The 12,306-nt window shown below is 34.0% G+C and carries 13 protein-coding genes; 5 read left to right on the plus strand and 8 right to left on the minus strand.

Translation table 11 applies throughout. From position 1 onward, the window contains the following. Together ABWU86_RS03250 and scrK are read right to left on the minus strand one after the other, a co-directional pair. A partial coding sequence (locus tag ABWU86_RS03250; RefSeq protein WP_353321391.1) for a zinc-dependent alcohol dehydrogenase family protein occupies positions 1–792 on the minus strand: 792 nt, incomplete at its 3' end. A gap of 262 nt (positions 793–1,054) precedes the next feature. After that, positions 1,055–1,939 (minus strand): fructokinase ScrK, encoded by an 885-nt coding sequence (gene scrK / locus ABWU86_RS03255; protein WP_353321393.1) that lies wholly within the window; start codon positions 1,937–1,939, stop codon positions 1,055–1,057. A 211-nt stretch (positions 1,940–2,150) separates the two neighbouring features. Here scrK and ABWU86_RS03260 point away from each other — a divergent pair, with 211 nt between their 5' ends. Both ABWU86_RS03260 and ABWU86_RS03265 read left to right on the plus strand, forming a co-directional pair. After that, complete coding sequence (locus ABWU86_RS03260; RefSeq protein ID WP_053950606.1) at positions 2,151–2,534, plus strand: fluoride efflux transporter FluC; 384 nt, start codon at positions 2,151–2,153, stop codon at positions 2,532–2,534. Then, positions 2,531–2,881 carry a fluoride efflux transporter FluC gene (locus ABWU86_RS03265; RefSeq protein WP_353321395.1) on the plus strand — a complete coding sequence of 117 codons (351 nt, stop codon included), beginning with the start codon at positions 2,531–2,533 and terminating at the stop codon, positions 2,879–2,881. Before ABWU86_RS03260 ends, ABWU86_RS03265 begins: the two co-directional genes overlap by 4 nt. A gap of 25 nt (positions 2,882–2,906) precedes the next feature. Here the strand turns inward: ABWU86_RS03265 and ABWU86_RS03270 are convergent, their stop codons facing one another. The 3 genes from ABWU86_RS03270 to ABWU86_RS03280 all read right to left on the minus strand — a co-directional run bounded on the left by ABWU86_RS03270 (position 2,907) and on the right by ABWU86_RS03280 (position 6,413). Beyond that, entirely contained in the window at positions 2,907–3,626 is a 720-nt protein-coding gene (locus ABWU86_RS03270) for a hypothetical protein (protein WP_353321397.1), read from the minus strand. Continuing rightward, positions 3,619–4,518, minus strand: a complete 900-nt coding sequence (locus tag ABWU86_RS03275; RefSeq protein WP_353321399.1) for an XRE family transcriptional regulator — start codon at positions 4,516–4,518, stop codon at positions 3,619–3,621. The genes ABWU86_RS03270 and ABWU86_RS03275 overlap by 8 nt, the downstream gene beginning before the upstream one ends. A gap of 299 nt (positions 4,519–4,817) precedes the next feature. Then, positions 4,818–6,413 carry an ABC transporter ATP-binding protein gene (locus ABWU86_RS03280; protein ID WP_353321401.1) on the minus strand — a complete coding sequence of 532 codons (1,596 nt, stop codon included), beginning with the start codon at positions 6,411–6,413 and terminating at the stop codon, positions 4,818–4,820. 212 nt (positions 6,414–6,625) lie between these two features. On the opposite strand from ABWU86_RS03280, the gene ABWU86_RS03285 reads away from it, so the two are divergent. Then, positions 6,626–7,729: an MFS transporter gene (locus tag ABWU86_RS03285; RefSeq protein WP_353321403.1), complete on the plus strand. Its 1,104-nt coding sequence runs from the start codon at positions 6,626–6,628 to the stop codon at positions 7,727–7,729. A gap of 54 nt (positions 7,730–7,783) precedes the next feature. Here the strand turns inward: ABWU86_RS03285 and ABWU86_RS03290 are convergent, their stop codons facing one another. Both ABWU86_RS03290 and ABWU86_RS03295 read right to left on the minus strand, forming a co-directional pair. After that, positions 7,784–9,094, minus strand: a complete 1,311-nt coding sequence (locus ABWU86_RS03290) for an NCS2 family permease (protein WP_293794474.1) — start codon at positions 9,092–9,094, stop codon at positions 7,784–7,786. 177 nt (positions 9,095–9,271) lie between these two features. Further along, entirely contained in the window at positions 9,272–10,204 is a 933-nt protein-coding gene (locus ABWU86_RS03295; protein WP_293794471.1) for an aldo/keto reductase, read from the minus strand. 130 nt (positions 10,205–10,334) lie between these two features. On the opposite strand from ABWU86_RS03295, the gene ABWU86_RS03300 reads away from it, so the two are divergent. Together ABWU86_RS03300 and ABWU86_RS03305 are read left to right on the plus strand one after the other, a co-directional pair. Further along, positions 10,335–10,889 (plus strand): NAD(P)H-binding protein, encoded by a 555-nt coding sequence (locus ABWU86_RS03300; RefSeq protein WP_293794469.1) that lies wholly within the window; start codon positions 10,335–10,337, stop codon positions 10,887–10,889. 15 nt (positions 10,890–10,904) lie between these two features. Further along, complete coding sequence (locus ABWU86_RS03305) at positions 10,905–11,261, plus strand: hypothetical protein (RefSeq protein ID WP_293794468.1); 357 nt, start codon at positions 10,905–10,907, stop codon at positions 11,259–11,261. Positions 11,262–11,426: 165 nt separating this feature from the next. On the opposite strand, the gene ABWU86_RS03310 is transcribed toward ABWU86_RS03305, so the two are convergent. Beyond that, positions 11,427–12,233 carry a manganese catalase gene (locus ABWU86_RS03310; protein WP_353318478.1) on the minus strand — a complete coding sequence of 269 codons (807 nt, stop codon included), beginning with the start codon at positions 12,231–12,233 and terminating at the stop codon, positions 11,427–11,429. Positions 12,234–12,306: the final 73 nt, after the last annotated feature.

The raw sequence follows: 12,306 nt of genomic DNA on the forward strand, positions 1-12,306 counted from the left end.
CATGCTGAATTTTTGATCAGGAGCACCTACACCGAACATTAATACTTGAGCACCTTTAACAGTTGCTTCGATAGCTTGTTCTTGAGTAGCTGGTTGACCTACGGCTTCGATAACGATGTCGTATTCAGCAGGAATTTCTTCTTTAGTAGTGTTGATAACACGGTCGATGTCTAGCTTTTCTTTTTCAGCAGCTAGCTTGTCGTCATGTCTACCAGTTAAGTCAACTGATTTAACACCGTATGAACGTAGTAATTGAGCAAAGATTAGACCCATGTAACCATCACCAATAACAAGAGCTTTTTGGTAAGGTTTGATGTTTAATAAGTCCATACCGTGAACGGCACATGAGATAGGTTCACATGTAGCAGCTGATTTTAAATCAACGTTGTCAGGTAATTTGTAAACTACTTGAGTAGGAGCAGTGAAGTATTCTTCTAGACCACCATTTCTAGTAACACCAACAGCTGATAGGTTGTCACATAGTTCTGGGCGAGCCGTACGACAGTATTCACACTTGCCACAGTAGATGTTAGGGTCAACTGTTACACGGTCACCAACTTTTAGGTCAGTAACGTCTGAACCAACAGCTGATACAACACCTGAGTTTTCATGTCCTAAAACGATTGGAGGAACAGCGTCAGCTGAACCTGGTAGACCGTTGTATAGAGCGTAGTCAGTACCACAGATACCAGCGTATTTTGCATTGATAACAACTTCATTTGCCTTTGGTTCTGGCATTTCAGTGTTTTGGATTTCTAATTTTTTCTTGCCTGTTAAAACTAATGCTTTCATAATTCAAGATCCTTTCCAAATTGAATTTTAAGTATTATTTGTTATGAAGTTGCGAAATAATTAATTCCTTCACAAACTTACAAGTATTATAATAACTCATTTTTTAAAAAAGAAAAGGGTTTTGAGTAAATTTTATAAAAACTTATCTTTTTAAAACACGTAAAAACGGCGTAAATCATTGATATTGTAATGATTTACGCCGTTATAATTTTTATAGTATTTTTTTAACTAACACACTCGATTATATTGTGCAAAACTGAACTTATTGAACTTCATGTTTGACTAAAGCATCGGCTAAGGCGAAGTTTCCGTAGGTTGCAGAGCCGTTTCCTTCAAGAGTTGGAGTCGAAATGTATTCCTCTAGATTTTTGATTTCAATATAGCCATTTAATTGCTTTGAAAATTCAAATCTAACCTTTTTGAGAAATTGTTCACTAACTACACCGCCACCGAAAATAATCTTGGCAGGTCTGAAAGTAAGTGTTGCTTGAATGGCTGCTTGAGCCACATAGTAAGCCATGATATCCCAAACATGGTTGCTTTGTGATACTTCTTGACCTTTTTTACCTAGACGTGCTTCAAAGGTAGGTCCAGCGACTAGTCCTTCTAAACAGTCTTTGTGATAAGGACAGATTCCATCGAAGTCTAGATCATCTTGATGACGTTTTAATTTAACATGACCTAGTTCTGGATGACCCATATCACCAATAAATTGACCGTTGATGATCACTCCGGCACCAACACCAGTTCCAATTGTGTAATAAACAAGTGAATCTAGACGGTGACCGTTATTTTTAAGATTAATGTATTCACCAAATACAGAACCATTAACATCAGTGGTCCAATACATTGGAATATCAAAATGTTCTTTAAATTCCCCTAAAAAGTTTACGTTAGACCATCCAAATTTAGGGGTATCGGTAATAAAACCGTATTTGGTGGAATCTTTTCTAATTTCAATTGGGCCAAAAGATGCAATACTTAATGCGGCTAAATCTTTGAATTGTTTAAAAAATTCAATTGCCTTACTAAATGTTTCATCGGGAGTAGTGGTTGGTACAACTAGAGTATCGATAACTTCATAGTCACTATTACCAACGGCACAAACAAACTTAGTGCCTCCAGCCTCAATGCTTCCCAGTAACATAGCGTGTTTCTCCTTGTTCATATTTATCTATAATTCGTTTTAATTGTTTTTAAATGTTCATTTTAATTTTTAATTTTAAAAGACGTACTCTAATTATGATAAGTTCTCATAGGATAAATGTCAAAGTAAAAATGCTAATTGGTATAGTAAAGATTTTGCTTGTGATATCATATTTAAGTAGAATTTTTCTGAATTGGGAAGGTGTTTATTAATGCGCAAGATATTATACATATTTATTCTAGCCTTTATTGGCGGCTGTTTGCGTGGCTACTTTACGTTAATTGCGGGAAACGATCACTTTATCGCAACCGTTTTTATTAATTTAATCGGAGCGTTTGTATTAGCTTTTATCACCGGAGCATTACCACATTTAATTGATATCTCAAACGATATTATGACAGGACTTAGCGTCGGATTAGTTGGTGGATTTACCACATTTTCTACTTTTTCTTATGATAGTGTGACACTTTTTGAAAATAATAAAATTGGTCTAGGTCTTTTATATATATTAGTGAGCCTCATCGGTGGTTTATTATTGGCTCATATTGGTACAAAACTAGGACAACAGTTTGAAAATAAGGAGGACCAACTATGATAACAAGTGTATTAATTGTTGGATTGGGTGCTTCGATTGGTTCTTTAATTCGATTTGGAATGACCAATCTATTGAAGGCGATGTTTAGTAAATCAGATTTTCCAGTTGCGACCTTTTTCATTAACATTACCGGATCATTCTTACTAGGATTGATTAACGCTAGATTGCCACATAATACTTTTACATTAGCGTTCTTTATCGCCATCTTAGGTGGATATACCACTTTCTCTACCTATATGAATGAAACGGTTCAATTAGGAATTAAAAAGAAGTTAATGGCATATAGTTATTATGTGTTAAGTGCGGTAGTTGGAATTGTTGCAGCGTGGATTGGCTTTATGATCTAAAAAAGACCTCGAGTGAGGTCTTTTTTTATTGGACGTCTTTTTTCATAGCTTTAAAGAATAGGAATAAAATGATTGCTACATGAATAACAAAAGTAAGTACAAATAACCAAATTAGTTTCTCATAGCTACCACTATTTTGAATAGCGTTAGCTAGTTTAATAACGTAATATCCCGGGAATATTTTTTGAATATCAGTAACGACATCAAAAAATTTGTTTTGGGCGAAAGTGTAAAAAGGCATTATTAAAAGAGCAACCACACACATAAATGGGAATCCTGCCATATCTAATAAATCGGTTTTAGCAACGACTCCAATCAAAAATCCGACAAAACTAAAGTAAATCCCCAATGGCAATAAAATAATTATTAATAATAATGTAGATAGGTTAAAGGGAATTGCGCCAAAGATTATTGCTTCCAATATCAATACACATAGGATAAGTAAATTTAGTAGAATTTGTTGCATCATCGAATCCATTATCCATCTAAACGGGGTATAAGGAGTGGTCTTAATCGCAATCAAATAATATTCCTTTGAATTTCCTATCCTTTTCCCAAAGGTAACGATTGAATTACCAATTATGCCCATAAGGGCACTAATAATGAACCATGTCATTGTTAAATTTTTCGCAAATGTGCCGATTCCTAAATCCATAAAAATAAACCAAATTGCAGGAAAAACGATTGTAAAAATAAAAAATCTTCTATTACGTAAAACTGTTTGTAAATTAATTGCATTAATCATGATTTAATCCTCCGTTATTAGTTCGATACCATTGTTCGACAGTTTGATTATGGCTGTGAATCTTATCAACTGACATATCGTTTTCAATTCTGCCGTCTTTTAACAATAGAATTCTTGAAAAGAATTTATCGATTTGGTTAAAGTCATGAGTCACCATTAATATTGATCCGGTAACATGTTCAAGATGGTTCCATAAAATATCAATGGTTTCCAAATCCATTCCTACTGTTGGTTCATCTAAAACTAGTAGCTTTGAAGGTGACATTAAACTTAATAGAAGAGATAGTCTACGTTTTTGTCCACCTGATAACGACCCAACATAATGGTTCATTAACTCAGTAAAATTAAATTCTTTTACTAGGGATTTGATGTGGTTATTGTCTTTTACTTTGTTTAGTAATTGGGTTAGTTTAAGTAGTTCACTAACCTTCATATCACTAATCAAAACGTCGTTTTGAGGCATTAGTTTTAAACCCTTTTTCTTGTTGAAACTAAATTTTACATCACCACTATCAGCATTTTTAAGCCCCGCCATAATGCTAATCATTGTGGTTTTACCAGATCCGTTTAAACCTAATAGAGCAATCCTTTCATTATCATAAATGTCTAGACTCAAATCGTTAAGTACTTGGTTGTCATATGATTTATTTATATGACTAATTGAAACTAATTTATCCTTATCTGACATGTTACCCATAATTAAGTTATCTAAGCTGGTGTTAAAAATTTCAGAAAGATTAATTAACTTATCGATGCTTGGTTCGGATTCGCCATTTTCCCATTTTGAAATTGACTGTCTAGTAACGAATAATTTATTAGCTAAGCCAGCCTGTGATAATTGATTTTTTCGACGTAAATCAATCAACTTTCTATTAAATATGTTTTTTTCCATTTAATAATTTCACTCCTTTTTTCGAATTACTTTTTATTATCACTAAAAAATTTTTTATGTATATAATATCCTGGCTAAAAGCAGATAATCCTATTTGACAACCTCGCAACCTAAAGTTGCATCGTTGTCATATCAACATTCATTATACATTTAATATGAGCAAAAAACTCTCTATATAAGCATTGTTTAGACAGATTATTTTTCTTTTTATATTTAAAAACTTTATTTTTATACTAAACAAAAAAGAACCCTTTAAGTTATTTCTCCAACTTAAGGGGTTCAGTTCATTGAGGTCTTTTTTATTTGGTCAATTCTAGAGATTCTTTAGATAGCTTATAGATTTGTAGGCTGTATTTTTGAACTAAATCTTTATCAATAACATGTGCAACTTCAACAATTGTGACAGGCATGTCATATATAATGTTTCTGATTTCATGAGCAGTATTTTCATCTAATTTAGATGTGATTTCATCTAGCAAGAATAAGCTACGGTTTCTGATTAAACCTCTAGCAATCGCAATTCGTTGTCCTTGTCCACCAGATATATTTGAACCGTTATTTTCTAACTTGTAATTTAGTGGATCCTTGCCGAATTCATCATTTAAACCAACCATTGTAAGAACTTTTAAAATTTCTTCATCCGAGAAATCTTCATACAATGAAATATTATTTCTTAGTGTATCGTTAAATATCCAAATGTCTTGTGAGATAAATGCGAAGTCGGTCGTATTGATTTTATGTCCGTTATAAGAAATTGTTCCGGACGTGGTTGGACTGATATTTGCTAGTGAGTTTAGGAATGTTGATTTACCCACACCTGATGGACCTGTAATAATAACCTTGCTTGAATCTTGGACATGTAAATTAATGTTTTGAAAAATACTATTCCCGTCAATATCAACAGATAGATTTTCCACTGATAGCCCAGAATTATCATTAGCAACGTTGTAAGAGTCTTCATCATTAATTTCTTTATACTCAATACTTCTAATGTCAGCACTACTATTAATGACATTTTGGTATGATGTAGCTTCTCTGATATTTCCGATTACTGAATCCGATGTTAAGACAAGTGAAACGATAACGCCGTTAGTAATACCTAAAACGGAAAATCTTGATAAATAAATACCAATTGCAATTGGTCCTAGAAAGCTGATCAGAGCAATCCCCCATGAAAATAATTGAATTTTAAATTGATACAATGACATTTCTCTATATGAGGATTCTTCAGAGTTTAGTTTGTTTTTAAATAATTTGAAGAATATTTTCTTTACGTTGAAATTTAAGATGTCTCTTTTTCCATTAATAAAAATGTTTGCAGAGTTAATCATCTCTCGATTATCATCTTTCCATTGATTAGTTCTAGCATTTAATGGCTTTTTACTAATATAGTTGGGGATTAATGAAAATGTAGAAAATAGTAGGTAAATAATACCTAGAACGATATTAGTATGCAGAATAAAAATAAGGGATGAAATAATGGTTATTCCCACTTGAAGGGTCATAAATAATGGTGAAAAATAGGTCTGTTCTAGTTGCTTAGACAAAGTTGTGACATCATTAATAACGTCAGAATTATCCACTTTAGAGTTAAATCCCTTATCTAAGAAGATGCTTTTTAATCTAATATTGATTATTTTGGTTGCTAAACTTTTAGCATTTAAGAATCCATAAATAGATACATATGTAATGGCATAGGCGAAAAAAGCTTTGATTAAAAACGTAGCAACTTCCGGGAAGTTATGTAAATTAATGGATACTATTTGGCCGATTATATAACCATTTAGAACAGGCTCAAAAGAACTAAAAATACATAGAAATAAAATTAATACTGATAACGATATGGGGAGGGTTTTTAAAACCCAAATAAAATTAATTTTTTCACTCTTTAGCATGCAACCACCTCTTCTTATAAATACCTTTAATATAATACTAATTAAATTATAATGCAATTTTAATGCAACGGTGTATACTGTTGTTTAAATGTTAGGAAAAGAGATGAGTAACCGTGGAAAAAAGGCAGAAAAGAACTTTATTAAAGTTACTGCTAGGACAATCACTTTTATTGGTTAGTTTCAGCGTCTTTAGTGTTGTATTGTTTTATCTGTTGGAAAAAGATTATTACGCAAATTCAATTATCCTGGGAACTTTCGGAATGATTACGGCCCTTCCGCCAGCTTTAATCGCTATCGGTGCACCGATGTTGGATAATATTAGCCATATAAAATTAAAATTAATTGTATTACAAATTGTTTCAAGTATCGGTATTTTACTGGGTGGATTAAGTTTACTGATACATTTTTCATTAGTAGTTGTGGGATTGTTTTACTTCATTATTAGTGTTACAACTACGGTTTCTGGTTCAATTGAAGTTAGTTTTATCCCAATGATCTTTGATCAAGATGAGGATAAAATCGAGCATTCAGTAGATTTACAATATTTTTTAGGCTCGGGAATAACGGTTTTGATAGGAATTATTGCTTCGATATCATTATTAAAAGTGGGGAGCTTTAATCTACTATTGATTAGTTTTATTTCAGCGCCGTTAGGAATTATTTGCTACATAAATATTCACCACAGTGAAAATCAGGTAGGGCTAAATGGTGATGAAAATGTTGATTTATCATATTTCAAGAAAATGATTAAGGAACTCAATCAATTTGTAACCACAATGCCAGCTTTTATAATTATTTTATTTGAAGCAATATTAGGTGGATTGAGTGGTTTACTAATGGATTTAATGCCACTAACAATGAAAGAGATTGGCGTTCCAATTGCCCTTTTTGCATTAGTATCATCAGTACAAAAAGCGGGTGATTTTATGGGTGGCTTTTTAGCACCATTAGTAAAAATGAAAGCCTCTAATTTCTTCATTTTAGATTATCTAGTATCTGGATTTTGTATTTATTTAATCTCGTTCAATTTACCCAATCCTGTGAGATTACTACTATTATTGGTTTCTGGAGTTGTAATGGGGATGTCTGGAAACGTCTTCGAGAAATTAATGTATAGATCCTACAATGTAGGGGATGTTTCATCAATGCATGCACTGACAACTAGTACCTTCTCCTTATTCTCTGTAATTGGATTATTCGCTGCCTGGATTAAGGTAGACACTTTAAAACTATGGCAAATTACTGGAATAGTCACAATTGTATTTGCTGTCTTATTGGTGTTAATTATGAAAAAGATTAGCCAAAAAGATATTTAGATGAGTTTAGACAAATAAAAAAAGACCTCAATTGAGGTCTTTTTATTTTTTTAATTATTCATTTAGTAACCAGAAGAAGATCACGAAGATTACTCCTAGTACGTACATTAGAGGGTGAACTTCCTTACCACGTTTAGCAGCAATCATTGAGATTGGGTAAACCACGAAACCTAAAGCAATTCCATCAGAAATACTGTATGAAAGTGGCATACCTAAAACAATCAAGAATGAAGGTGCAGCTAATTCGAATTTATCCCAGTGGATGTCACGTAGTGAGTTAGCCATTAAGATACCAATAACGATTAAAGCAGGTGCAGTAACTTGATCAGTAATAACACCCAATAGAGGTGAGAAGAATGTTCCAAGTAGGAAGAAGATACCAGTCACGATTACTGTGAAACCTGAACGACCACCGACGGCGATACCTGCAGATGATTCAACGAATGCACCCATTGGTGATGAACCTAGAACAGAACCACCAACCATGGCTAGTGAGTCAGAACCAAGTGCACGACCGATACGAGGAATCTTGTTGTCCTTGATGAAACCAGCTTGTTTAGCTAAACCAACTAAAGTACCAGTAGTATCGAAGAAAGTAACTAATAGGAATGTAAATACAACAATCCATAATTGTAATGTGTTAACAGATCCAACGTGAGTAACAGCAGCCATAAAGATTGGCTTGATGCTAGGAACGCTTGATACGACGTGAGTAGGTAAAGCGATTAAGTGGGTTACCATACCTAGAATAGTAGTAGCAACCATACTAATGAAAATAGCGGCTGGGACGCGGGCACTCATTAAAACGATAGTTAAGATTAAACCAAAGATAGTTAACCAAGTACTACCAACGTGTAGTGAACCTAAAGTAACTAAAGTTGATTTGTCGGCAACCACTAGACCACCTTGGTTTAAACCAAGAAAGGCAATGAACAAACCGATACCACCGGCAATGGCACTCTTTAAATCAGCAGGAATTGCATCAATAATAGTTTCTCTAAGTTTGAATGCAGTTAAAATCATGAAAATAACAGCAGCAATGAATGTACCTGCTAAAGCAGTTTGCCAAGGAACTTTCATACCCACACAGACAGAGTAAGCAAAGAAAGCGTTAGTACCCAAACTAGTTGATAAAGCGATTGGGTAGTTGGCGATAATTCCCATTAAGAAACAACCTAAAGCAGTTGCTAGGGCAGTAGCAGTAAACATAGCACCTTTATCAATTCCAGATGCACTCATAACGTTAGGGTTTACGAATAAAATGTAAACCATTGAAACGAAAGTAGTTAAACCAGCGATGAATTCAGTACGATAGTTAGTACCTAGTTCGTCAAAATGAAAGAAATTAGCAATTCCTTTTAACATGAAAACATTCTCCTTTAATGTTCGTATTTATTTATATTATACGTATATATTAACATATCTAGAATGAAAGTCCACTGAAAAGCGAACAATTTAATGAAAAATTAAACAAAAATCGCCTTTTTATGATAAAAAAACTCCAACGCAGGAGCAAAATCCGAACATTGAAGTTATGAATAATTAAATATTTTTAAAAGTATTATCTATTTCTTTGTATTCATCATCACTTAGTTGAACTTTTAATGCTTGAGCATTCTTTTCAACTTGTTCTGGGTGTTTAGCACCAGGGATGACAATGGAAATATTTGGATTAGCAATGTACCAAGCTAATACTAGTTGAGCAACATCAACACCATGCTTTTCAGCCATTGGTTTTAATGAGTTTACCTTTTCAACGATGCTTGCAAAACGATCACCAGTAAAGTCTGGATTACCATTTCTAATATCATTTTCAGGGAAATCAACTACTTCAGCATATTTACCAGTTAATAAGCCAGAAGCTAATGGGAAGAATGGAACAAATGAGATGTTGTTATCACGAAGATAATCGAACATGACATCTTCATTTTCACGATGGATTAGACTGTATTGATCTTCAACAACATCAACCAACCCATCTTTGTTAGCTTCTTTAATTTGATCTAATGAGAAGTTAGAAACACCGATGGCCTTGATTTTACCGGCTTCTTTTAATTCATTTAAAGCGGCAACGGCTTGATCTTTAGGAGTTTGATCATCTGGGAAGTGAATGTAAAAAATATCAATATAGTCAGTTTGAAGACGTTTTAGCGCATCTTCAACTGATTGTTTCAAGAATTCAGGGTTGTTGTTAATGGTAACATCACCATTGGAAGTATCTTGAGCTGCCTTGGTGGCAATCACGAATTTACTACGGTCATAACCTTGAATTGCTTGACCAATTAGTTCTTCTGAGTGACCCATACCATAAGCAAAAGCAGTATCTAATAGTGTAATACCATTATCTAGTGCAGTCTTTACGATTTGAATTCCAGTTTCATCTTTTAAGTTAGGGAATAAGTTATTACCGCCGACCGCGTTAGTACCTAAACCTAATGCAGTAGCGTTAACGTCTGATTTACCAATTTTAACCATGTTAGTGGCCTCCTTAAAGTTAATCTTACATCTGTAGTATGGACCTAAAAGATTAAAAATTAAACTATTTAACGTTAACGAAACGATTAATATTTGCTAAAATTAGTTACATAAACTAGGAGGACTCATGATGAAAAAAGTATTAATGATTGGCAATCAATTTGATTTGGCCAATAGAGTCAGCCAAGAATTATCAGATCAATATAATGTAGTTATTTTAGATAATATTGATTTTAATAATGAAAAAAAATACTTGGAAGCATTAGTCGATACCAATATTATCTATTTTTGGTTAAATCAATTTGACGCCGACTTAGCAATGGAATCGTTAATTGCGGCTTTGGATCAAGTTAATCCACCAATAGAACAGTTTGTTGTTTTATCAGTCGCTGGAATCGATGATGAATTGACCACCAATGCTGTTTATCCAAATATCGATAATGTAAAAGAATATTTGAATCAACAAAGATATGCAGTAAAATTGATAGATGAATACGAACTTCCGTATACCGTTTTAAGACCAGTCAAAATCGTTGATCACGCTGTGGGTGATTTAGATGTTATTGACGAAGGTCAACCAATGCCATTTGGCGAAGTATCTACAGATAGTATTGCCAAAACGGCGGCGAAAGTAGTAAAATATCAACAATTTATCAATCAATCAATCGGATTAATTGAAAGATAAGCGGGGTGCATACTAATGCCATTACAATTAAACAAAGAACAATTGAAAGAAATTAAGCAACAATTAACAGATACCCAACGTCAATCACACTTGGTAATCTTCAAGAGTGTTTCACCAGATTCAGGTGGAACTCTTCACATGATTACTAACTACGGAACTTTTGAAACATTACAAAAGCAACGTCCAGAATTAAAAATGGAAATTGTGCGTGATATCGTTCCGGTAACCGATAGTTTGGCTTATTGGGCAGTTGCACAAGATACTGCTAGCCATATTCAACCTAGTGATCCCAATGCTGCTGAAGTGGCACTACAGGTTGAAAAGTACACTAACGATGTCTTAGCAGACAACAAATTACCACAAAATAAATAGCAAAAATAAAAACGCCTTTTAAAGGCGTTTTTTTAGTGGAAAAATTTAAGAATAACTGAAATGATTTGCTCATAAATTGAAAAAGACCGGTAGATTTATTCTACCGGTCTTTTTTAGATTAATAAGTTAATTGTTAAAATTTAAATGTTAAATACCAGATTGATATTATCCTTGGTCATTGTGTAGACGAGGATCAGCTGGCTTACCCTTAGGAACGCCACCCATAGCTTCTGGGTTTTCTTGGTAAGTGAATTTTTGACCGTCTTTAGCAACTTGGCCTTCAAATGCACGTGAACCTTCACCATCAGAGAAGTTCATTAGTACGTGAGCAAATTCGCTGTGTTCAACATCATGCATGTTACCAGGAACGATAACACCGTATTTTTCTTCAAGTTCTTCTTGAGCTTTCATGAATTGTAGTTGATGTTGAGTTTCACGAGCTAATAGGAATTTCAACATGTCACGAACACCTTCGTCATCAGTCATGTCGTATAGACGACTAACTTGTAGACGAGCTTCTGATTCACGAACAACGTTGAAACGCATGTCAGCAACTAGGTTACCTGATGAAGTAACGTAACCAGCATTCCATGCAGCACCGTTAGGGTTGTTTAAACCAGCAGTTAAACCGTGAACAAGTGCATGTTCTGGGTCCATACCTGATAGTAAAGCAGCCTTAGCAGGATCGTTCTTCATTTCTTCTGAAGTCATAGTAGTTGGAGCACCTTCTAGAAGGTAACCAATCATAGTTGAAATCATTTCAACGTGACCAATTTCTTCAGTACCAGTGTCTAATAGTAAGTCTTTGTACTTTTCGTCACCAGTTGATGACCAACCTTGTGATAGGTATGACATCATACCAGTAGTTTCACCCCATTGACCACCTAGGGCTTCTTGTAAACGACGAGCCATAATTGGATCTGGACGATCTGGCTTAGCGTTGTATTGTAATGCGCGTGTATGTCTAAACATAATATACCTCTTTCTCTGATGTCAACACTCGAATTGGATTCGTATTTAACCTCAAGTTAGAGATATCCCAATA

The sequence above is a fragment of the Apilactobacillus pseudapinorum genome, assembly GCF_040369555.1.
Classification (GTDB): Bacteria; Bacillota; Bacilli; order Lactobacillales; family Lactobacillaceae; genus Apilactobacillus.

Bases quoted from the DNA above. Each gene is read 5' to 3' on its own strand.
- scrK (WP_353321393.1), bottom strand. From the start codon at position 1,939: ATGTTACTGGGAAGCATTGAGGCTGGAGGCACTAAGTTTGTTTGTGCC.
- ABWU86_RS03260 (WP_053950606.1), top strand. From the start codon at position 2,151: ATGCGCAAGATATTATACATATTTATTCTAGCCTTTATTGGCGGCTGT.
- ABWU86_RS03265 (WP_353321395.1), top strand. From the start codon at position 2,531: ATGATAACAAGTGTATTAATTGTTGGATTGGGTGCTTCGATTGGTTCT.
- ABWU86_RS03270 (WP_353321397.1), bottom strand. From the start codon at position 3,626: ATGATTAATGCAATTAATTTACAAACAGTTTTACGTAATAGAAGATTT.
- ABWU86_RS03275 (WP_353321399.1), bottom strand. From the start codon at position 4,518: ATGGAAAAAAACATATTTAATAGAAAGTTGATTGATTTACGTCGAAAA.
- ABWU86_RS03280 (WP_353321401.1), bottom strand. From the start codon at position 6,413: ATGCTAAAGAGTGAAAAAATTAATTTTATTTGGGTTTTAAAAACCCTC.
- ABWU86_RS03290 (WP_293794474.1), bottom strand. From the start codon at position 9,094: ATGTTAAAAGGAATTGCTAATTTCTTTCATTTTGACGAACTAGGTACT.
- ABWU86_RS03295 (WP_293794471.1), bottom strand. From the start codon at position 10,204: ATGGTTAAAATTGGTAAATCAGACGTTAACGCTACTGCATTAGGTTTA.
- ABWU86_RS03300 (WP_293794469.1), top strand. From the start codon at position 10,335: ATGAAAAAAGTATTAATGATTGGCAATCAATTTGATTTGGCCAATAGA.
- ABWU86_RS03305 (WP_293794468.1), top strand. From the start codon at position 10,905: ATGCCATTACAATTAAACAAAGAACAATTGAAAGAAATTAAGCAACAA.
- ABWU86_RS03310 (WP_353318478.1), bottom strand. From the start codon at position 12,233: ATGTTTAGACATACACGCGCATTACAATACAACGCTAAGCCAGATCGT.